The organism is Verrucosispora sp. WMMA2121 (assembly GCF_027460185.1).
GTDB lineage: Bacteria > Actinomycetota > Actinomycetes > Mycobacteriales > Micromonosporaceae > Micromonospora > Micromonospora palythoicola.
On sequence record NZ_JAPZBH010000006.1, the window covers coordinates 762,992 to 783,754 of the forward strand.

General features: G+C 73.0%; 20 protein-coding genes. 8 read left to right on the top strand and 12 right to left on the bottom strand.

Annotated features, from left to right (window positions below; genetic code table 11):
- Window positions 1–377 precede the first annotated feature (377 nt).
- The 9 genes from O7605_RS12415 to rimP form a co-directional block, all read right to left on the bottom strand.
- Window positions 378–587, bottom strand: a complete 210-nt coding sequence (locus O7605_RS12415; RefSeq protein ID WP_199172386.1) for a DUF6186 family protein — start codon at window positions 585–587, stop codon at window positions 378–380.
- Complete coding sequence (locus O7605_RS12420) at window positions 587–994, bottom strand: hypothetical protein (protein WP_164445986.1); 408 nt, start codon at window positions 992–994, stop codon at window positions 587–589. The genes O7605_RS12415 and O7605_RS12420 overlap by 1 nt, the downstream gene beginning before the upstream one ends.
- Window positions 995–1,057: 63 nt before the next feature.
- A complete protein-coding gene (locus O7605_RS12425) occupies window positions 1,058–2,113 on the bottom strand; it encodes a DHH family phosphoesterase (protein WP_269742614.1) in 1,056 nt (351 codons plus the stop codon).
- Between the two features lie 116 nt (window positions 2,114–2,229).
- Window positions 2,230–2,721: a 30S ribosome-binding factor RbfA gene (gene rbfA, locus O7605_RS12430; protein ID WP_269739330.1), complete on the bottom strand. Its 492-nt coding sequence runs from the start codon at window positions 2,719–2,721 to the stop codon at window positions 2,230–2,232.
- A gap of 134 nt (window positions 2,722–2,855) precedes the next feature.
- Window positions 2,856–3,149, bottom strand: a complete 294-nt coding sequence (locus O7605_RS12435; protein ID WP_269742615.1) for a DUF503 domain-containing protein — start codon at window positions 3,147–3,149, stop codon at window positions 2,856–2,858.
- A gap of 90 nt (window positions 3,150–3,239) precedes the next feature.
- Window positions 3,240–6,218: a translation initiation factor IF-2 gene (infB, locus tag O7605_RS12440; protein ID WP_269739331.1), complete on the bottom strand. Its 2,979-nt coding sequence runs from the start codon at window positions 6,216–6,218 to the stop codon at window positions 3,240–3,242.
- A 115-nt stretch (window positions 6,219–6,333) separates the two neighbouring features.
- Window positions 6,334–6,642 (bottom strand): YlxR family protein, encoded by a 309-nt coding sequence (locus tag O7605_RS12445; RefSeq protein WP_269739332.1) that lies wholly within the window; start codon window positions 6,640–6,642, stop codon window positions 6,334–6,336.
- A 16-nt stretch (window positions 6,643–6,658) separates the two neighbouring features.
- A complete protein-coding gene (gene nusA, locus O7605_RS12450; RefSeq protein WP_269739333.1) occupies window positions 6,659–7,702 on the bottom strand; it encodes a transcription termination factor NusA in 1,044 nt (347 codons plus the stop codon).
- Entirely contained in the window at window positions 7,699–8,328 is a 630-nt protein-coding gene (rimP, locus tag O7605_RS12455) for a ribosome maturation factor RimP (RefSeq protein WP_269739334.1), read from the bottom strand. Before rimP ends, nusA begins: the two co-directional genes overlap by 4 nt.
- A 219-nt stretch (window positions 8,329–8,547) precedes the next feature.
- On the opposite strand from rimP, the gene O7605_RS12460 reads away from it, so the two are divergent.
- The 7 genes from O7605_RS12460 (at window position 8,548) to O7605_RS12490 (ending at window position 14,955) form a co-directional block, all read left to right on the top strand.
- Complete coding sequence (locus O7605_RS12460; RefSeq protein WP_269742616.1) at window positions 8,548–9,000, top strand: hypothetical protein; 453 nt, start codon at window positions 8,548–8,550, stop codon at window positions 8,998–9,000.
- Window positions 8,997–9,428, top strand: a complete 432-nt coding sequence (locus O7605_RS12465) for a ferritin-like domain-containing protein (RefSeq protein WP_269739335.1) — start codon at window positions 8,997–8,999, stop codon at window positions 9,426–9,428. The genes O7605_RS12460 and O7605_RS12465 overlap by 4 nt, the downstream gene beginning before the upstream one ends.
- A gap of 86 nt (window positions 9,429–9,514) precedes the next feature.
- Window positions 9,515–10,096: a PadR family transcriptional regulator gene (locus O7605_RS12470; RefSeq protein WP_269739336.1), complete on the top strand. Its 582-nt coding sequence runs from the start codon at window positions 9,515–9,517 to the stop codon at window positions 10,094–10,096.
- The gene (locus O7605_RS12475; protein WP_269739337.1) at window positions 10,093–10,911 is read left to right on the top strand and encodes an ABC transporter ATP-binding protein; all 819 of its coding nucleotides are present in this window, start codon (window positions 10,093–10,095) and stop codon (window positions 10,909–10,911) included. The genes O7605_RS12470 and O7605_RS12475 overlap by 4 nt, the downstream gene beginning before the upstream one ends.
- Window positions 10,908–13,631, top strand: a complete 2,724-nt coding sequence (locus O7605_RS12480) for an FtsX-like permease family protein (protein WP_269739338.1) — start codon at window positions 10,908–10,910, stop codon at window positions 13,629–13,631. The genes O7605_RS12475 and O7605_RS12480 overlap by 4 nt, the downstream gene beginning before the upstream one ends.
- Window positions 13,632–13,659: 28 nt before the next feature.
- Window positions 13,660–14,139, top strand: a complete 480-nt coding sequence (locus O7605_RS12485; RefSeq protein ID WP_269739339.1) for a nitroreductase/quinone reductase family protein — start codon at window positions 13,660–13,662, stop codon at window positions 14,137–14,139.
- A 96-nt stretch (window positions 14,140–14,235) separates the two neighbouring features.
- Window positions 14,236–14,955: a nucleotidyltransferase domain-containing protein gene (locus O7605_RS12490; RefSeq protein ID WP_269739340.1), complete on the top strand. Its 720-nt coding sequence runs from the start codon at window positions 14,236–14,238 to the stop codon at window positions 14,953–14,955.
- Between the two features lies 1 nt (window position 14,956).
- On the opposite strand, the gene O7605_RS12495 is transcribed toward O7605_RS12490, so the two are convergent.
- Together O7605_RS12495 and map are read right to left on the bottom strand one after the other, a co-directional pair.
- Entirely contained in the window at window positions 14,957–15,673 is a 717-nt protein-coding gene (locus tag O7605_RS12495) for a VIT1/CCC1 transporter family protein (protein WP_269739341.1), read from the bottom strand.
- On the bottom strand, window positions 15,670–16,527 hold the full coding sequence (map, locus tag O7605_RS12500; protein WP_269739342.1) for a type I methionyl aminopeptidase: 858 nt from the start codon (window positions 16,525–16,527) through the stop codon (window positions 15,670–15,672). Before map ends, O7605_RS12495 begins: the two co-directional genes overlap by 4 nt.
- A 94-nt stretch (window positions 16,528–16,621) precedes the next feature.
- Here map and O7605_RS12505 point away from each other — a divergent pair, with 94 nt between their 5' ends.
- Entirely contained in the window at window positions 16,622–16,936 is a 315-nt protein-coding gene (locus O7605_RS12505; RefSeq protein ID WP_269739343.1) for an STAS domain-containing protein, read from the top strand.
- Between the two features lie 23 nt (window positions 16,937–16,959).
- On the opposite strand, the gene O7605_RS12510 is transcribed toward O7605_RS12505, so the two are convergent.
- Entirely contained in the window at window positions 16,960–20,679 is a 3,720-nt protein-coding gene (locus tag O7605_RS12510; RefSeq protein WP_269739344.1) for a SpoIIE family protein phosphatase, read from the bottom strand.
- Between the last annotated feature and the right edge of the window lie 84 nt (window positions 20,680–20,763).

Sequence of the window (20,763 nt, forward strand, 5' to 3'; positions counted from 1 at the left end):
CACCACCGGTCGGACACCGTCACTGACGGGTGTCCATGGAGGTCTGCAGGGCGCGACGGGCCTGCTCGCGGGCCTCGTCAGTGGTCTCGGGCTGGGGCTTGGCGGCCATGGTGGGCTCCCTTCCAGGGCACGCGCCACCGAGCGCGGCGGCGCGTCACGGGCGGTGCGGGGACTGTCGCCCGAGACCGGTTCCGGGATCGCCGGAACGGCGGAGGGCGGCCTGGTGGCCCGGGTCGGTCAACCCTTGGAGCACGAGCGGCACCGGGTATGGCTCCGCCCCTGACCTGCGCCGAAAGCGGCGCCGGCCGTTTCCCAAGTTATCGTTCAGGTCCACATGTTGCGTACTGTTCCCGCGATCTGGACAGGTTGCCGCACCGTCATCGGGCCAGGAAGTGCCAGCCGATCCACCACCAGAAGCCGAACAGGCCGATCCGGCCCACCGGCACCGGCCCCACCTCGTAGCGCATGACGTACCCGCAGAGCTCGCCGAGCGTCGGGATCTTCGAGCCCTCCCGTCGGGCCAGCCACTCGACCAGCCCGAACAGCGCCAACCCGACCAGGAACCCGCCGATCGCCAGTGCCCGCATCATCGCCGCACCAGTCCCCAGAACGCCGACAGCCAGACCAACCAGGCCGCGGACCGGACCAGGCGGTCCTCCAGCAGCGGGTCGGCCAGCAGGGAGAAGGTGGGAAAGTCGTCACCGGCCGCCGCGATGAAGGTGACCCCCTCGAAGATCCCGAAGACCACCACCGGCAGCGTCCACCAGACCGCACCGGGCCGCAACCGTTCCGGCGCCGGACGAGCCTGCACCCGCTTGGTCAGGCCGAGCCAGATCAGCACCCCGCCAGCACCGAACACATAGACGTTGGCCTCGGTCGAGAAGGACGGGAAGCGGCCACCCACCAGGGAGAGGGCGACAAGCACCGGTACGCAGACGACCGGCCGCTCCCAGGTGCGAGGGGTGTCGACGGTGAGGTCGTGGGGCTGCTCCATCATCCGATTCTCCCCGCCCTGTCCAGGTGCCGAAGTCTCGACGCCCCGGAGTCGACCCTGAAATCACCCCTGCTGGTCGGCGTCGCTCTCCGGGTCGTACGCCCGCAACTGGGTCCGGATCCGCTCGACGACCTCGTCCACCGTGCCACGGCCGGTGAAACCGGCGGCCAACCGGTGCCCACCGCCGCCCAGCGCGACCGCCACTCGACTCACGTCGGTCGCGCCCTTGCTGCGCAGGGAGACCGCCCACACGGCCGGCGCGGTCTGCTTGACCACACAACTGACGTCGGCCTCGGCGGTGCAGCGCACCGGATCGATGAGCGCCTCCAGCACGTACGGCCGCTGCTCGTGGCGGGCCAGGTCGTCCAGGGTCGCGTAGGTCCAGACCAGGCCCTGCCCGCCGGCCTCCTCGGGCTCCAGCCGGGCCCGCCCGAGCACCTCACCGAACAGCCGCACCGCGCCGAACGGCCGGCTGTCGAACACCCGTCGCGAGATGTCACCCGGCCGGATCCCGGTGGCCAGCAACCGGGCCGCCATCTCGTGCACCGCCGGGGTGGTCGCGTCGAACCGGAACGACCCGGTGTCGGTGCTCAGCGCCACGTACAGGCACTCCGCGATGCCGGCGTCCAGCGGCACACCGAGCCGCTCCAGCAACTGCTCGGCGAGCACGGAGGTCGCCGCCGCCGCCGGGTCCACCAGGTTCACGTCGCCGAAGCCGCGGTTCGAGGCGTGATGGTCGAGCACCAGGGCGGTGCCCTTCCCGGTCAACCGGCCGGCCAGCTCGCCGAGCCGCGACTCACTGGCCGCGTCGAAACAGATGACCAGGTCCGGCTCGGGTTCCGCCGCCGCCTCCGGTACCAGCAGTTCCAGCCCGGGCAGGCCGCGCAACGGCTCGGGCACCTCCGGCGGACCGGGGAAGGTGGCCTGCACCCGGTGGACCCCGAGCCGCCGCAGCCCGAGCGCGAAGCCGAGCATGCTGCCCAGCGCGTCCCCGTCCGGGTTGACGTGACAGATCAGCAGCACCCGGCCGTCGGCCGGCAGCTGGCGGACCGCCGCCACCGCGGCGGCCCAGTCGGCCTCGGTCGGCCCGGACGGACTCGACCCGGCCGGGTCGACCAGGCCGGCCGTCGCGGCCGGAGCCGGCGCGCCACTGCCGGCCGAACCCACCCGGCCAGGGCCGGGCTGTCGCCGCACGGCGGGATCCGGCTCGGTCACGGCACCACCGGAGGGGACGGTCACCGCCGGTCCCCGCCCCGGGCCTGGTCGGCGGTTCCGTCTGGTTCGTCCTCGTCCTCGGTGCCGCTGTCGTCCTCGTCGAGGCGGTACGGCTGCGCCTCACCGGCGTACTCGGCCCGTGCCGCCAGGCGCTGCACCTCGGCATCGGCGTTGCGGGCCGCGGCGAGCAAGTCGTCGATGTGCTTGACCTGATCCTGGACGTCGTCCAGGACGAAGGTCAGCGTCGGCGAGTGGCGCAGCCCGAGCGCCTTGCCGACCGTGCTGCGCAGCATGCCCTTGGCGCTGTCCAGCGCGGCGGCGGTCCCCGCCTGGGCCGCCGCGTCGCCGAGCACGGTGTAGAAGACCGTGGCGTCCCGCAGGTCGGCGGTGATCCGGGCGTCGGTGATGGTGATCATGCCGAGGCGGGGGTCCTTGATCTGACTCCGCACCACCGACGCGACCAGCTCGCGCACCCGCTCCGCGTGCCGGCGTACCTTGGCCGCATCCGTCATCTCCGCCACCTCCACGGCGTCCCGCTACCGGCCGGGCTCCGGTGACGCCGGCGTCACCGGAGCCCGCACCGACCCCAACACTCGAACCCTACCCGCGCCGTCCGCCCCGGCGTGCGGGGCGGCGGCCAACCGGCTCAGTCGTCGTCGCCGTGCAACCGACGACGCACTGACAGCAGTTCGACCTCCGGACGGCCCGCCACCAGACGCTCGCACGAGTCGAGCACCTCGCGGGCATGTGCCGCCTCGGCGGCCACCACCGCCACTCCTATCTCCGCTCGTCCGTGCAGGTCGAGCGCCCCTACCTCGGCGGCCGACACGTCGAACCGGCGCAGCGCCGCGACGATCGGCCGCACGTACGACCTCTTGGCCTTCAGCGACCGGGAGTCCCCCGGCAGCAGCAGGTCGAAAACTGCGGTTGCGGTGTACATCGCTGCGGACACTACCCGCACCCCACCCCACATGATCAAGGGGTTTACGCCGACCGGCGTAAACCCCTTGACCAGTGCGTCACCGCAGGATCAGGCGCGAACCTTCTCCCGCATCTCGAAGGTCTCGATCACGTCGCCGACCTGGACGTTGTTGTAACCACCCAGGGTCAGACCGCACTCGAAGCCCTCCCGGACCTCCGTCGCGTCGTCCTTGAACCGCTTGAGCGAGCTGATCGTGAGGTTGTCCGCCACGACCGTGCCGTCGCGCAGCAGGCGCGCCTTCGCGTTCCGTCGGATGACACCCGACCGGACGATGCAACCGGAGATGTTGCCGATCTTGGACGAGCGGAACACGTCGCGGATCTCCGCGGTGCCGAGCTCGACCTCCTCGTACTCCGGCTTGAGCAGACCCTTGAGCGCCGCCTCGATCTCCTCGATGGCCTGGTAGATGACGGTGTAGTACCGGATCTCCACGCCCTCGCGGTCGGCCATCTCGCGGACCTTGTTCGAGGCCCGCACGTTGAAGCCGATGATCGTGACCGGCTCGGACGAGGCGCTCGCGAGCATGATGTTGCTCTCGGTGATCGAGCCGACGCCCCGGTCGAGGACCTTGAGCTGGACCTCCTCGGGAATGTCGAGGTTGAACAGCGCGTCCTCCAGGGCCTCCACCGAACCGGAGACGTCGCCCTTGAGGATGAGGTTGAGCGAGGTCTTCTCGCCCTCCTTGAGCTGCTCCATGAGCGTCTCGAGGGTGGCCCGGCCACGGGAGTTGGCGAACGCCGCCGCCCGCCGGCGGGCCTGCCGCTGCTCGGCGATCTGCCGCACCGTGCGGTCGTCCGCCGCGGCGAGGAAGGTGTCGCCCGCGCCCGGCACCGCGGTCAGACCGAGGACCATGACCGGACGCGCCGGCCCCGCCTCGGTGACCTGGTTGCCGTTCTCGTCGAGCATCGCCCGGACCCGGCCGTGCGCCCCACCGGCGACGATCGAGTCGCCCGCCCGCAGGGTGCCCTTCTGCACCAGCACCGTCGCGACCGCACCACGGCCCTTGTCCAGGTGCGCCTCGATGGCCACACCCTGCGCCGGCCCGTCGGTCGGAGCGGTCAGCTCCAACGACGCGTCGGCGGTGAGCAGCACCGCTTCGAGCAGTTCCTCGATGCCGATGCCGGGCTTCGCGGCCACGTTGACGAACATGGTCTCGCCGCCGTACTCCTCGGCGACCAGGCCGTACTCGGTCAGCTGCTGGCGGACCTTGTCCGGGTTCGCCTCCGGCTTGTCGACCTTGTTGACCGCGACCACGATCGGCACCTCGGCCGCCTTGGCGTGGTTCAACGCCTCGATGGTCTGCGGCATGACACCGTCGTCGGCCGCGACGACCAGGATCACGATGTCCGTCACCTGGGCACCACGGGCACGCATGGCGGTGAACGCCTCGTGACCCGGGGTGTCGATGAACGTCACCGCGCGGTCCTCGCCCTCGTGCGGCACGTGGACCTGGTAGGCACCGATGTGCTGGGTGATGCCTCCGGCCTCGCCGGCGACGACGTTCGCCTTGCGGATCGCGTCGAGCAGCTTGGTCTTACCGTGGTCGACGTGACCCATGACGGTCACCACCGGCGCCCGGCTGACCAGGCGGTCCTCCGCGACCTCGGCGTCGAGGTCGATGTTGAACTGCGCGAGCAGCTCGCGGTCCTCGTCCTCCGGGCTGACGATCTGCACGTTGAAGCCGAGGTGTTCGCCCAGCAGCAGCAGCGTGTCGTCGGAGCACGACTGGGTCGCGGTGACCATCTCGCCCAGGTTGAACATCTCCTGGACCAGCGAACCCGGGTTGGCGTTGATCTTGTCAGCGAAGTCCGACAGCGAGGCGCCACGGGAGAGGCGCACCGTCTGCCCCTGACCTCGGGGGGCACCCGAGCTCATGGTCGGAGCCGACAGGTTGTCGAACTCCTGTCTGCGCTGCTTCTTGGACTTGCGACCACGGGTGGGCTTGCCGCCCGGACGCCCGAAGGCACCAGCGGCTCCGCCGCCACGGCCACGACCACCGCCGCCGGGGCGACCGCCGCCGCCGGCCGGCGCACCCGGGCGGAATCCACCGCCAGCGCCGCCGCCACCGGGGCCACCGCGGTAGCCACCGCCACCGCCGCCGCCACCGGGGCCACCGCGATAGCCACCGCCACCGCCGCCACCACCCGGACCGCCGCGGTAGCCACCGCCACCGCCGCCACCGGGACGACCGGCGCCGCCACCGGAGCGACCGGCACCGGGGCCACCGGGACGACCCGGACGCTGGCTCGGCATCGAGGCCGGGCTGGGCCGCGGCGGCATCGAGGCCGGGCTCGGCCGCGGCGGCATCGACGCCGGGCTGGGCCGGGAACCACCGGCACCGGCGGCCGGCGGCCGCTGCTGCTGGCTGCCCTGGATGCCGAAGGGGTTGTTACCGGCGCCGCGCGCCGGCGGGCGACCCTGCCGGCCACCCGGACCCGGGTTGGTGGGACCGGGACGACCCGCGGCCGGGGAACCCGGGCGGGGCGGCATCGCGCCGGGACCGGGTCGGGGACCCGGACGGGCGCCACCGTCGGCCGGGGGCTCCCGGCGAACGTTGTCCCGCTGCTGCTGGCGGGCGGCCTGGGCGGCCTTGACCGCGGCCTCCTGCTCAGCCTTCAGGGCGGCGGCACGCGCCTCCGCGGCGGCCACCTCGATGTCGTGAGCGCTCGCCGGCTTGGCGACCGGGGCCGCCGGCGGCGGCGGACCGGGCACCGGACCCTTCGGCTTCGGCCCGGGCACCGCCGGACGCCGTGGCGGCGTCGGCTTGGCGGTGACCCGAGGCTCGCCGGGGGTCGGCGACGGGGTCGGTGCCGCCGTCGGAGCCGGTGCGGCCGGCGGCGCGGCCGCCGGGGCTCCGGAGCCGCCCGAGGCGACGAAGGCGTTGCGCAGCCGTCGGGCGACAGGCGCCTCGACGGTGCTCGACGCGGACTTGACGAACTCGCCCATCTCCTTGAGCTTGGCGAGTACGGTCTTGCTTTCGACCCCGAGCTCTTTTGCAAGCTCGTGTACGCGGGCCTTACCTGCCACTGCACTCCTCACTCCGAGGTCGTGCGGGCAGCACCCGCAGCGACCTCACTCGTGCACTTGAAGCCTGATCATTTCTGGGACTTCATCGTGTGCTCATGTCGGTCGTCCTACCTTGCTAGCGGCCCTCGTCCGGTCGGGTGACCGGACGTGGTGGTTGACGCGTCAGGTACTCCGCGAGGGCCCCGTCATCCGGAACCCCGGCGACACGCAGCGCGCGCCCGAAGGCACGACGCCGCACTGCCTGCGCGAAGCAGGCCGGATCCGGGTGCATGTTCGCTCCCCGACCCGGCAGCGTGCGGGTCGGATCGGGTCGGAGGCTGACATCAGCCTCGTCGCCAATCGCGACGATCCGCAGCAGTTCACTGGCCGGTGCGCGCCGTCGACAACCCACACAGGTGCGCTCCGGCAGCGCGCGTCGTGCCACTGGTGGAAGTCTACCCCTAGCTACCCGACACCGCTCCGCCCGGTTCCCGGACGTGATCAGCCGCAGCCTGCCCGGCGGGGGCGGCCGGCTCGGCGTCGGACCGGATGTCGATTCGCCAACCGGTCAGCCGGGCAGCAAGTCGGGCATTCTGCCCCTCCCGCCCGATCGCGAGCGACAGCTGGAAATCCGGAACGGTCACCCGCGCGGCCCGGTTGGCCAGGTCGACCACCTCGACCCGCAACGCCTTGGCCGGGGAGAGCGCGTTACCGACGAAGGTCGCCGGATCGTCCGACCAGTCGATGATGTCGATCTTCTCTCCGTGCAGCTCGCTCATCACCGCCCGGACCCGCTGGCCCATCGGACCGATGCAGGCGCCCTTGGCGTTGACCCCGGCCGCGGTGGAACGCACGGCGATCTTCGTACGGTGACCCGCCTCACGGGCGATCGCGCCGATCTCGACCGTGCCGTCGGCGATCTCCGGCACCTCCAGGGCGAACAGCTTCTTCACCAGATTCGGGTGCGTGCGGGACAACGTGATCTGCGGGCCACGCATTCCCTTGGCCACGTGCACCACCACGCAGCGGATCCGCTCGCCGTGGGTGTACCGCTCGCCGGGCACCTGCTCCGACTGCGGCAGCACACCCTCGAGCTTGCCCAGGTCGACGGTGACGATGCCCTTCTCGGCCCGCGCCTCGTGCGCCTGCACCACCCCGGTGACCAGGTCGCCGTCGCGGCCGACGTACTCACCGAAGTGCACCTCGTCGGTGGCCTCCCGCAGCCGCTGGAGGATCACCTGCTTGGCGGTCATGGCAGCGATCCGACCGAAGTCGTGCGGAGTGTCGTCCCACTCCCGCTCCACGGTGCCCTCGGTGCCCAACTCCTGGGCGTAGACAAGTGCCGCGCCGGTCTTCCGGTCGATCTCCACCCGGGCGTGCGACTGCGCACCCTCGGTGTGCCGGTACGCGGTCAGCAGCGCGGTCTCGATCGCCGCGAGGATCGTGTCGAACGGGATCTCCCGCTCGCGCTCCAGTGCGCGCAGCGCCGCGAGGTCGATGTTCACCTCTCCTCGTCCTCCACATCATCGTCGTCGACGTCTTCTGATTCGGCCAACTCGTCCAGGCGGGTGAACTCGACCTGCACCCGGCCCGGGCCGAGGTCGGCGTAGGCCCACTGCGTACGGTCGGTGTCGGTCTCCAGCACCACGCGTTCGGCGTCGGCGTCGACCACCCGGCCGGTGACCTGCCGGTCGCCCCCGGACGGCGGGTTACCGCGTACGGTCACCCGCACCAGCCGCCCCACGTTGCGGCGCCAGTGCCGGGGCAGCGTCAACGGACGGTCCACCCCCGGCGAACTGACCTCGAGCTGGTACTCCCCCGCGACGATGTCGCCGCCGCTCTCCTCCGCCGCGTCCAGCGCGGTGGAGACCGCGCGCGACACGTCGGCCACCGCGTCCAGGTTGATCCCACCGTCGGCGTCGACGATCACCCGCACCACGTGCCGGCGGCCGGCCCGGGAGACGGTGAGATCCTCCAGGTCGTAGCCGGCGGCCTGCACCACGGGCGCGATCACCGAGCGCAGCCGCTCGCGGCGGGCGGCGAGGTCACCGCGGGAGGTCTGACCCGCGCGTGCAGCCTGGCCACCGCGGGGTCGACCCGTCGTCCTGGTGGCACGGCCACGCTGCGTCATCCGAAGAACCCTTCCGCTGCTCGCCGACGCCATGCCGGCACGCCACCGGTGCGGACGCGCCGGTGGCTGCGCAGAGCGTAACGCGCCGCCGGGACGACGGCCCGGGCGGCGCACCGACGCCACCGCCGGACACACCGCACGGCCATGGTGTTGACTTGTCCGGTGGCGATGGGCAGAACGACGCGGCAGGACGACGCCTCCGAGCTTTCCCGACGCGGCCTGCTGCGGGCTGGTGCGCTGCTGGCGCTCGGTGGGGCCGCCGCTCCGCTGGCCGGTTGCGGCCTGCTCGACCGCGACGAGCCACCGCCGCCACCCGATCCGCTCGCGCCGCTGCTGGACGAGTCCCGACAGCTCGCGGCCGGTCTGCGCGCCGCCGCCACCGCCCACCCCGACCTGGCCGCCCGGCTGCTGCCGCTCGCCGAGTCACACGAGGCACACGCCACGGAGATCGCCCGGCTGACCGGTGCGGCTACCGCCTCCGCCGCGCCCACGGCCACCCCGTCAGGCTCGCCGCCGACGGACCGCTCGGCGACGTTGGCCGCACTGCGCAGGTCCGAGCGCGCCGGCCGGGAGGCGGCGATCCGGGCCTGCGCCGAGGCACCCGCCGAGCGCGTCGCGCTGCTCGGGTCGGTCGCCGCCGCCCGCGCCACCCACCTGGAGGCGCTGCGATGAGCGAGTCCACCGAGGCGCTCGCCGACGCCCTCACCGCCGAGTACGCCGCGATCTGGGCCTACGGCCCCGTCGGGGTACGACTCAGCGGGGCCGAACGCAAGGCCGCGGCCGAGGCCGAGGCCGCCCACCGGGCTCGCCGGGACGCGCTCGTGGTGCAGTTGAGTACCGACGGCGGCAGCGTTCCGCCGGATCGGCCCGGGTACGCGTTGCCCTTCCCGGTGACCGACCGGGCCAGCGCCCTGCGGCTCGCCGTGCAGGTGGAGGAACGTACCGCGGCCTTCTGGCGGGCGGCGCTGCCGGTCAGCACCGGCGCCGATCGGGATCGGGCCCTGGCCGCCCTGGTGGAGTACGCGGTCCGGGCGACCCGCTGGCGGCGCAGCGCCGGAATCGCCCCGCTGACCGTGCCGTTCCCGGGCCGGCCGAGCTGAACCGGCCCGGCGGACCCACCCGGGCGTAGTCGAACTCACGTCCGCGCCGGTTGCGGTCCGCATACCAGGTATGCATACTCCGGTCCATGTCCATCCGCCACGGCCTGCTCGCCCTGCTCGAACGCGGGCAGATGTACGGCTACCAGCTCCGGGCCGCCTTCGAGGAGTCGACCGGCGCCACCTGGCCGCTGAACATCGGGCAGGTCTACACGACCCTGTCCCGGCTGGAGCGGGACGGGTTGGTCAGGTCGCTGCCGGAGAGCGAAGCCGGCCAACGGCCGTACGAGATCACCGACGCCGGGCGGGCGGACCTGGCCCTGTGGTTCGCCACCCCGATCAGCCGCAGCGACCGCCCGCGCGACGAGTTGGCGATCAAGCTGGCGCTGGCGTTGACCACCCCCGGGGTGGACGTCCGCTCGGTGGTCCAGACCCAACGGACCGCCACCATGCGCACGCTCCAGGAGTTGACCAGGCTGAAGTACGCCAGCGACCGGCCGGAGGACCTGCCGTGGCGGCTGGTGCTGGACGCCATGGTGTTCCAGGCCGAGGCCGAGGTGCGCTGGCTCGACCACTGTGAGAGCAGTCTGGTACGGCACCGCCCCCCGGCCGCCGGCCCAGCGCCCCTCTCCGAGGCGGTGGGCCACAGTGGTGAGGAGGCACGACGGTGACGACCGGCGGCGGACGGATGCCGGCCGCCCCCGACCCGCGAGCCGCGTCCGACTCCGCCGCGCCCTCCGACCAGGCCGTTCCCGCCCCGGCCGGCGACACCGTACTCGACCTGCGTGACGTGCATCGCACGCACGGCAGCGGCCCGGCGGCGGTACACGCCCTGCGCGGGGTGAGCCTGGCCGTGCGCCCCGGCGAGCTGGTCGCCGTGATGGGCCCCTCCGGCTCCGGCAAGTCCACCCTGCTCACCCTGGCCGGCGGGTTGGACAGCCCGACCGCGGGTGAGGTGCACGTCGAGGGGCAGCCGCTGCACGCCCTCGACCGGCGCGGGCTGGCCCGGCTGCGCCGCCGCCGCATCGGGTACATCTTCCAGAACCTGAACCTGATCGGCAGCCTGACCGCCGTGGAGAACGTCGCCCTCCCCCTCGAACTGGACGGCACCGGGGTACGGGCGGCCCGCCGGCTGGCCCTGGACGCACTGACCGAGGTGGGGTTGTCGGAGCTGGGTGACCGGTTCCCGGACCAGCTCTCCGGTGGCCAGCAGCAACGCGTCGCCATCGCCCGGGCGTTGGTCGGGCAGCGGCGACTGGTGCTGGCCGACGAACCGACCGGGGCGCTGGACTCGCAGACCGGGGAGGCGGTGCTGCGACTGCTGCGCCGCCGGGTCGACGCCGGGGCCGCCGGAGTGCTGGTCACCCATGAGGCGCGCCACGCCGCCTGGGCCGACCGGGTGGTCTTCCTGCGCGACGGCGTGACGGTCGACTCGACCGCCCCGCTGGCCGGCGTGGAGGCCCTGCTCAGCGGCAGCGGCCGGTGAGCGGTCGACCGTCCGGACCGACCGGCGGCGGGCGGCTGGCCGAGGCGCTCGGCTCGTGGCGGGCGGCGCTGCGTATCGCCCGACGGGAGGCGAGGCGGGCTCGCGGGCGCACCACCCTGGTGCTGGCGATGATCGTCCTGCCGGTGCTGGCGTTGAGCTTCGTCGCGGTCAGCGTCGACATGGCGCGGCTGACGCCGGGCGAGCAGATGGAACGCCGGCTCGGCAACGCCGACGCGGAACTTCGGGTGGTGGGACGCGGTCCGGTCGAGCAGAACTCCGACGGCAGCGGCTGGACCTCCGGCGACCGGGACCAGCCGCCCACCGCCGAGATCACCGCGGAACACGTCGCCGCGTTGCTGCCGGAGGGCAGCCGGGTACTGCCGGTGCGTCGCTGGGTGCCGTTCGGTGCCTGGCAGGGCGACCGGATCCGGGACGACATCGCCGCCACCGTGATCGACCTGACCGACCCCCTCGGGCGCGGCCTGGCCCGGGTCCACCGGGGCCGGGTACCGGCCGCCGCCGACGAGATCGCGGTGAACCTGGCCGCCCGACGCAGCCTCGGCGTCGACGTCGGAGACCGGGTCGCCGCCGCGGACGGCAGCCGCACCTGGACGGTCGTCGGCGTGGCCGAACTCCCCGAGCAACTGACCCCGATGGTCCTCCTGCACCCCGCCGGGGCGCCGGTGGAGACCAATCCCGACGAGGCGTTCCTGGCCGACCTGTCCGGCCCGCTCACCGACGACCTCTTCCGGCACCTCAACCGCAACGGTGTCGTGGTGGCCGCCCGGGTGCCCGCTCCGCCTGGGAAGCTGCCCCAGCACGTCGACTCGTCCACGGGCCGGATGAGCCTGGAGGAGGTCAGTACCGGTGTGCTGATCGGCGGGCTCGGTCTGCTCGAGGTGGTGCTCCTGGTCGGGCCCGCGTTCGCCGTCGGAGTGCGCCGTCGGCGACGGGAACTGGCTCTGGTCGCGGTGGCCGGTGGCGATGCGGTGCAGCTGCGCCGGGTGGTGCTCGCCGACGGCGTGGTGCTGGGCGGAGTCGGCGCCGTGACCGGAATCGCGCTCGGCATCGCCGCCGCCTTCGCCGGCCGCCCCCTGGTCGAGCAGTTCATCTTCTCGCAGCGGTTCGGCGGCTACCGTGTCTGGCCCGCCGCCCTGGTCGTGATCGCGTTTGTCGCGGTGCTGGCCGGGGTGCTGGCCGCACTGGCACCGGCATGGACGGCCGCGCGGCAGGACGTGGTGGCCGGGCTCGCCGGACGACGTACCCCGCCCGTCCACCGGCGCCGGTGGCTGGGCATCGGCGTCGCGCTGGCCGCCGGCGGCACCGTCGTGGCCGCGATCGGTGCGGTCGTCACCTCGCAGTCGGTCATCCTCGCCGGACTGGTCATGGGCGAACTGGGGCTGGTGTTCGCCACCCCGACGCTTGTCGGACTGCTGGCCCGGCTCGGTCGGTTCCTCCCGCTGGCGCCCCGGATCGCGGTACGCGACGCCAGCCGCAACCGTGCGTCGGCCGCGCCGGCCATCTCCGCCGTGATGGCCGCGGTCGCCGGCAGCGTCGCCCTCGGGCTCTTCCTGGCCAGCGACGACGCGCGCAACGAGCAGCAGAACCGGGCGCTGCTGCCGGAGCACACCGTGCTGGTCACCACCAGCGGCGATCCCGCGACGGACCGCCCGCCCACCCTCGACGAGATCAGCGGCCCGGCGCGGCGGCTGCTCGGTGCCGACACGATCGCTCCGCTGGTGGCGGCCGGCTGCTCGCCGGACTTCTACGCCTGCACGATCACCGCGACCATGCCTGCCGAGCGGGTCTGCCCCTGGCAGCCGTACGAGCCGCTCAGCGCGGCCGACCAGCTGCTGGCCCGGGCCGACCCACGCTGCCAGCACGACCACGAACCGCACGGCCCGTACCTGCGGGTGGCCGTGGACGACGGCACCGCGCTGCGGCTGCTGACCGGGGTCGCACCGGCCGACGTCGCGGCCGCCACCGCCACGCTGCGCGCGGGCGGTGCGGTGATAACCGACGCCCGCTTCCTCCACGACGACCGCCTGGATCTCCGGGTCGAACACGGGGACGAGACGCGGCCCGCGGACATCGCCACCGTGCCCGGACACGCGCTGCACACCGGGCTCGGTGAGCACTGGCTGCTGCTCTCGCCCGTCGCGGCCGACCGGCTCGGGCTGAGGACCTGGCAGGTCGGCTGGGCGCTGGACGCCCGGCAGCCACCGGACGAGCAACGACAGGACGACCTCGCCGCCGCACTCCGCCCGCTGGGCGCCGCCGGGGTCTCGGTGGAACGGAACCGGGACTACGACGACACCCGGCCGCTGCTGCTGTTGCTGGCGGCGGTCTCCGCGGTGGTCACCGTCGGCGCCGCCGGCATCGCCACCGGGCTGGCCGCCGCCGAGGGACGGGCCGACCTGTCCACCCTCGCCGCTGTGGGTGCGGGGCCGGGCGTACGCCGCCTGCTCTCGCTCTGCCAGGCTGGCGTGATCGCGGTGCTCGGCTCGGCGCTGGGCATCGTCGCCGGACTCGCCTCGGCCCTGATCGTGCTGGCCTTCACCAACCAGCGGTACGCCGACAGATGGCCGATCGAACCGCCCTTTCCGCTGGTGATGCCCTGGCTGACCCTGGGCGTGCTGGTGGTGGTGCCGCTGGTGGCGATGCTCGGCGCGGCGCTGTTCACCCGGTCCCGGCTACCGGTGGAACGCCGTCTGGACTGACCGGTGCCCCACCCGCCAGACTGTGCGGATGTCCGTGCTGGGAAGCCTCACCCGCCGGGTCGGCCGGTACCGATGGTTCGGTGCCACCGTCCGGCTGCTGGTACCCGTCGATCGGGCCGTCGGGCGGCTGACCCGGGGCCGGGTGGTCGCCCTCGGGCTCGTACCGTCGTTGGTGATCACCACGACCGGTCGCCGGTCTGGTCGGCCACGCAGCAACCCGCTGCTCTACGTGCCCGACGGCGATGGGTACGTGGTCGTCGGGTCGAACTGGGGCCAGACCCACCAGCCGGCGTGGTCGCTGAACCTGCTCGCCGAACCGAGGGCCGAGGTGGACGTCAAGGGCCGCCGGATCCCGGTACGCGCCGAGGTGGCCACCGGCGCCGAGCGCGACCGGCTGTGGAAACTGCTGGTCGACCAGTGGCCGGCCTACGAGACGTACGTGGCGCGGGCCGGTGGCCGCCAGATCCGGATCTTCCGACTCGTGCCCGAGCCCGGCCGCCGCACCTGACCTCTGCCTCGGTTCGACCGGGGAGTCCGGCACAGACGTTAGGGTGTGCGGTGACCGACAGGTCACAGTGGGTGGCGTGAACGCGGGGTGGTCGGCGTGGACGGTGTCCAGGAACACCGGGACGATCCCCGGTGGGACGTGGCCGAGCGGGTCGCCGCGGCCGTCCGGCGGCGGTTCCCGGCCGACGTGCTCGCGGTCGCGGTCCACGGTCCGCTGGCGCACGGCGACGACGACGGTGGGGGCGACGGCGAGGTGGGGTTGCTGGTGGCCACCTACCGGCCCGGCACCGGACCGCCGCCGGCGACCCGACGGGTGGACGGCGTGCTCGTCGATCTGACCGTCGTCGCCGCCGAGGAGCGGCTGCGCCAGGCGCGGCAACTGACCAGCCGGTGGCCACTGACCGCCGACCGGTACGTGACCACGCGCGCGCTGCACGATCCGACCGGATGGCTCGCCACGCTGCGCGACGAGCACCTCGGCCGGCTGGCCCGGGCCCGCCCGGCCGAGTTCACCTCGGCCGCCCGGCGGGCCTGGTACCGGGGCAGCGCCGCGCATGCCCGGGCGGCCCGGCTGGCCGAGTGGTACGAGACCGACCAGGCCCTGCTGATGCTGGGCGAGGCCCGGCTCGGCGCCGCCACGGTCAGCGGGCTGCTCAGCCGCACCTACTTCCGGGATCCCGGCGACGCGGTACGGCGAACCGGGCTCGCCGGTGCGGACATGACCGAGGTGGGTGCCGTGCTGGCCCGTCAGTCGGCGGAACTCACCGCCCGTGGCCGCCCGGTCGACGGCACCATCGACGACCTGCTCGACGGCTGACTCAGCCGAGCCCGCCCTGGACTCCGATCAGCGCACCGATCAGGTACGTCGCCACCGCGGCGGCGGCACCGAGCAGCAGTTGGCGCAGCCCGCCGGACCACCACCGGCGGTTGGTGAACCGGGAGACGATCGCACCGGCGACGAAGAGCCCGAGCCCGCCGACCGCCAGGGCGAGCGCCAGGCTGGTCGCGCCGAACAGGTACGGCAGCAGCGGCACCAGGGCCCCGACGGAGAAGCAGAGGAACGACGAGAGCGCCGCCGCCCACGGGTTCGGTTGTTCGTCCGGGTTGACGCCCAACTCCTCCTGCACGTGCATCCGCAGCGCCTGCTCCGGGTGGCGGCGTACCGCCTCGGCGACCTGGATCGCGAGGTGCTCGGGCAGCCCCCGGGCGACCCACATGTCGGCAAGCTCGCGGGCCTCGGCCTCCGGGTGACGCTCCAGCTCCCGGCGTTCCTTGGCCACCTCCGCGGCGATCTGCTCGTTGGCGGACCGCACGCTCGTGTATTCACCGAGCGCCATCGAGATCGCGCCGGCGACCAGGCCGGCGGTGCCGGTGAGCACGATGGTGCGGGGCGAGAGCCCGCCGCCGCCGACGCCGGCGATCAGGGCGATGTTGGTGACCAGGCCGTCCATCGCCCCGAACACCGCCGGGCGCAGCCAGCCGCCGGAGACGTCGGCGTGGTGGTGCTCGCGCAGTGCGGCCGGGGTCTCGGTCACGGCAGCGTCAGGATCTCGTGGCCGTCCTCGGTCACCAGCACGGTGTGCTCGAACTGGGCGGTCCACTTCCGGTCCTTGGTGACCACCGTCCAGCCGTCGTCCCACAGGTCGTACTGGTAGGTGCCGAGAGTGATCATCGGCTCGATGGTGAAGGTCATTCCGGGCTCCATCACGTCGGTGGGGCGCGGGCTGTCGTAGTGGGGCACGTAGAGCCCGCTGTGGAAGGACTCGCCGATGCCGTGGCCGGTGAAGTCACGGACCACGCCGTAGCCGAAGCGCTTCGCGTACGACTCGATGACCCGGCCGATCACGTTTATCTGTCGCCCCGGGGCGACGGAACGGATCCCCCGCATCATCGCCTCGTGGGTCCGCTCGACGAGCAACCGGTTCTCCTCGGCCACCTCGCCGACGCAGAACGTCGCGTCCGTGTCGCCGTGCACGCCCCCGATGTACGCGGTGACGTCGACATTGATGATGTCGCCGTCGACGAGCACGGTCGAGTCGGGGATGCCGTGGCAGATCACCTCGTTCAGGCTGGTGCAGCAGGACTTCGGGAAGCCCCGGTAGCCCAGGGTCGACGGGTAGGCGCCGTGGTCGATGAGGAAGTCGTGCACCACCCGGTCGATCTCGTCAGTGGTCACGCCGGGCTTGCAGTGTTCCCCCGCCAGCTGCACGGCCTGGGCGGCGATCCGCCCGGCCAGACGCATCTTCTCGATGGTCTCCGGGGTCTGCACGTGCGATCCCCGCCAGGGCCGGGGGGCCTTCTTGCCGACGTACTCCGGGCGGGCGATGTGGGCGGGCACCGGCCGCCACGGGGAGAGCGTGCCGGGGGTCAGCGGCGCACGGACGGTCATGACGCAAGCCTATCGCCGCCCGGTCAGTGACCCCCGCCACCGGTCCTCGCGAGCGGTTGTTGCCCTACCACAACCACTGTGTCAAGGTGTCTGCGTGGATCAAGGGGGCGCACCTCCCGATTTCTCCGCCAACGCGGAGACCGATGGTGATCACCTGAGCGTGGTGGTCACCGGCGAGGTCGACATGGCGACCGCCGACACCATGCTCCAGACCGTGCTGCGCGAGCCGGCCGGCCGGGTGACTCTCGACCTGCGGGCGGTCACCTTCTTCGACTCGGCGGCGATTCACGCGGTGGTCCGGCTGGCCGGCCACTATCCGGACGCGTTGACGGTCCTGCCGTCCCGGCAGGTCAGCCGGGTGCTGGAGATCGCCGGTCTGGGAAGTCAACCCTGGTTGCATCCGGCCTGACCGCGACCACCGCAGGCCGGGCGTCAGCCGGTCAGCACGCGGCGCAGGGTGAGCCGGGTCCCCTCGGGGGTGTGTTCGACCGAGAGATCCCCGAGTGCCCGGATCAGCGACAGTCCGCGACCCCGGAAGCCCGAGCCGGTCGACTCCCGCCACTGCCCGCTGTCCGACACCGTCGCCACCACCGTGCGGTCCTCGACCCGCACCTCGATCTCGACCACCGGTTCCACCGGGTCGACCGGGTGCTCGATGGCGTTCGCCGCCGCCTCGGAGACCGCCACGGTCAGGTCGAACAGGTCGGTCTCGCCCACCCGGTGCGCGACGAGAAAGTCCTCCAGCCGCTTGCGCAGCACGCTCAGCCGGGTCGGGTCGGCGGGCAGCCGCAGCGCGAACCGGTTGAGTTCCACCGCCTCCAGGGCCAGCACCGCGACGTCGTCCCGGCGGGGCCGGCCGGCGACCCGCGCCACCACCGCGTCGATCAGGTCGGCCACGTGCTCGCCGGAGCGGGCCGCGTCGGCGCGCAGCAGGGCCAACGAGTCGTCGATGCCGAGCTGCCGGTCCTCGATCAGGCCGTCGGTGTAGAGCAGCAGCCGGTCACCGGCCCGCAACTCGCCGGAGACGGTCTCGTACTCGGTGCCCGCGATGGCACCGACCGGCGGCCCGAGCGCCCGCCCGTGCAGGAACGCCACGTCGTCGCCCCGGATCAGCAGCGGCGAAGGGTGCCCGGCGCTGGCGTAGCGCAGTCGACCTGTCCGGGGGCTGAACCACAGGCAGAAGACCGTCGCGAACGAACGTTGCTCGGTGGAGCCCACCAGCCGGTTCAGCCGGGTCAACGACTCGCCGGGATCGAAACCCTCGAGCACGTACGCGCGCAGCGCGTTGCGCAGCTGGCCCATGGCCGCCGCCGCCGGCACCCCCTTGCCGACCACGTCACCGATGATCAGCATGAGTTCGTCGTCGTCCCGGGCCACCACGTCGTACCAGTCGCCACCCACCTCGACGTCCGCGCTGCCCGGCAGGTAGCGGCTGGCCACCACGGCTCCGGGCAGCTGCGGCAGGGTACGGGGCAGGAAGCTGTGCTGAAGGGTGGTGGCGATGCGGTGCTCGGCCTCGTAGAGCTGTGCGTTCTCCATGCGTACCCCGACCAGGCGGGCGAGCTGGGTCAACGCGGCCTCGTCGGCGTCGGTGCTCTCCCCGGTCGGATGCCACACCCGCAGCTCACCGAGCGGCTGGTCGGCCACTCCGGTCAGCGGCAGGACGAAGGACGGCTCGGCGCTGCTGGGCCCGCCGCCGTCGGCCTCGTAGCGCGTGCCACCGGCGGAGACCACCACCCGGACGGCCTCGGCGAGACTCAACGCGTGACGGGCGGCGATCTGGAGCACGTCGGCGGTGGATCGCGCGGTGTTGACCGCGACCGCCGCGTCCGCGAGCGCACGCAGCCGGCGGATGATCTGGTTACGTAGCTGGCCGAGGGCCATGTTCGCCCGGACCCGGGCGATCAACTCCTGCCCGGAGAACGGTTTGGTGAGGTAGTCGTCGGCACCCACCGACAACCCGGCCACCTCCTCGGCCGAGCCGGCGCGGGCGGAGAGCAGCACGATCGGCACATACCGGGTACGCGGGTCCGCGCGCAGCGCGGCGACCAGCCCGAAGCCGTCCAGGCGCGGCATCATCACGTCGGTCAACACCAGATCGAAGGCGCTCTCGGTGGCGCGTCGCAGCGCCTCCACGCCGTCGGCGGCGGTACTCACCTCCCAGGTGGGCACGAGCAACCGGGTGACGTGTTCGCGCAGATCCGGATTGTCGTCGACGACCAGCACGCGACCGGCGGGCACGACGGCGAGGGGCCGGGGTGCCCGCTGCGTCGCGGCGTCGGCGTCCGGCACGGTCGAGTCGTCGGTCGACGCCGGGCGGGACGCGGTCGCCACAGCGCCGGCGGTCCACTGCACGGTCTCGGCGACGAAGAGCGGGGCCTGCCGTGGCTCGCGGATGGCGTGCGCGGCGGGCTCGGCATCGGCCACCCGGTCGGCCTGCAGATGCCCGACACCGAACGGGACGGTGACCAGGAAGGTACTGCCAACGTCGACCTGGCTGGTGGCACTGACCCGGCCGCCGTGCATCTCGACCAGTTCGCGCACCAGGGCCAGGCCGATCCCGGTGCCCTCGTGGCTGCGGGAACGCACCCCCGGCACCCGGTGGAACCGCTCGAACACGTGCGGCAATTCCCGCGCGTCGATGCCCACCCCGGTGTCGGAGACCTCCAACTGCGCGGCACCGTCGACCGCACGGACCCGGATGCTGATCTCACCCTCGAAGGTGAACTTCAGGGCGTTGGAGACCAGATTGAGGACGATCTTCTCCCACATGTCCGGATCGACGAAGACCGGCTCCGCCAGCGGCGGGCAGTCCACCACCAACCGCAGGCCGGCGCGCTCGGTGGCCGAGCGGAACGTGCTGGCCACCCGGGAGGTGTAGTCGGCCAGATCGGTGGGTTCGTAGTGCGCCACCAGCCGCCCGGACTCCAGCCGCGAGAAGTCGAGCACCGTGTTGACCAGCTTCAGCAGCCGCAACGCGTTGCGGTGCATCACGGTCAGCCGCTGGGTGTGGTCCTCGCCAAGCCCCGGGTCCGCGAGCAGGTCCTCCAACGGGCCCAGCACCAGGGTCAACGGGGTGCGGAACTCGTGACTCACGTTGGCGAAGAAGTTGGTCTTGGCCAGGTCCAGGGCGGCCAGCTCGGCGGCGCGGGCCCGTTCCTGCTCGTACGCCCGCTGCTTGCCGACCGCCCGGGAGATCTGCGCGGCGACCAGTTCGAGGAACGTGCGGTAGTCCTCGGTGAGCGGCAGGCGCCGGGTCACTCCCAGCACCAGCACCCCGGCCGGGTCGTTGGTCGCGCTGATCGGCAGCACCACCGCCTCGTCGGCGGCATCGGGCGGAACCCGGCCGAGCAGCTCGGCGGTGGCCACCGCCGTTGCGACGCCGACCGCGCCCAGCTCCCGCAGCGCGGCGGGCGGATCAGCGGCGACGCTGACGGCTCCGCTCACCCCGGCCAGGCGCAGACGTCCGTTGTCGTCGCGCAGGTAGAGCAGCCCGAACGGGAGGTCGGCCCGGTGCCGGTCGAGCACTGCCGCCGCGACCTGGCCGAGTTCCGCGCTGCGCACCGGATCGGCCAGTTCCGAGCCGAGTTCGGCCAGCGCCCGCAGCCGGCGTTCGCCGAGCACCCGCCCGGTGGTCTCGCTGCAGATGCAGAGCACCCCGCTGATCATGCCGTCGACGTCGCGGATCGGATCGTACGAGACGTCGAAGTAGACGTCCTCCACGAAGCCGTGTCGATCCAGCAGAAAGTGATGGTCGCGGGCCTGGTACGCCTCGCCGCCGCGCAGCACGCTGGTCAGCAGCGGCCCGAGCACGTCCCAGGTCTCCGCCCAGTGCTCCCGGGCGGGCTCGCCCAGCACGGCGGGATGCTTGTCGCCGATGGTCGGCCGGTAGGCGTCGTTGTAGAAGGCACGCAGGTCCTCGCCCCAGAACATGGCGATCTGCGCCTTCGAGGCGAGCATCGTGCTGACGGCGTTGCTCAGCGAGGTCGGCCAGCGCTCCGGTGGACCGAGCGGACTCGCCGACCAGTCGCGGTCACGCAGCAGGGCGCCCATCTCGCCGCCGCCCGCGAATGCCGCCGCGAGCAGCGGCGACGTCCCGCTTTCCGCTGCGGACGGCTGACCATCGTCCACGCCCCCCTGGGCCGAGTTCATGCAGCCTCCCCGGCCGTGTCCTGCACCGCGCCCGATCACCAATGCCCTGATCCGCCTTCTACCCAGACGGATCAGCAACGTAAC